At 49.6% G+C, this 597-nt stretch carries 1 protein-coding gene; it reads right to left on the bottom strand.

What is annotated here, in order from left to right; genetic code table 11:
• The coding region (locus Xedl_RS20010) for a phage integrase N-terminal domain-containing protein (protein WP_158024428.1) at positions 1 to 482 on the bottom strand (482 nt) is incomplete at its 3' end.
• Between the last annotated feature and the right edge of the window lie 115 nt (positions 483 to 597).

Genomic DNA, 597 nt, shown 5'->3' with positions numbered 1-597 from the left:
CAGCTTTTCAATGAAGCACTGCATTGCACCGCTTCCTGAGAACGTAACCCCAACAATCGGGCAAGTGTCAGTGTGACGGCAAATCCGGCATCACGTTCACGTGCTTTCTGATAAACAACCTGAAACGTGGCATCAGGGATAGCTTGTTTCGTTCCGGCGCGGCTGGTGCCGCTTAATCCCAATGCCTGATTACTCAAACGCGGCGAGGTCTCCAGTTTTTCTCGGCCTGCCATGCGAAAGATATTACGCAGCGCCGCCATTTCATTTTGCACTGTTCGTTTGGCAATCCCCTGAGATAAACGGGCATCAACGTACTGTTCCACATGCTTGGCTTTCAAATTATTAAGGCTTTTAACCTGAATATTCAGGCTCAATAACAACGCGCCCAAGCGTCCAGCAATCCGAATGCGATCATGACAAGTTTTATGGCTGCCGCCGCCTTGCCGGGCAAAAAATTTTAATTCCTTAATCAATCGACTCATCAGCTTCTCCCGCGACCTATACCTGACAACATGCAATCTCTGGCGCGCGACCATTCTGGCAAAACAGAAAAACCTGCTTTGCCCTTGATCGATATCTGTGCGCCAGAGTGAACGC

It is taken from the genome of Xenorhabdus eapokensis (assembly GCF_001908105.1).
Note: the sequence above shows the minus strand (reverse complement) of the source record. Positions and strands in the feature narration are given on the sequence as shown.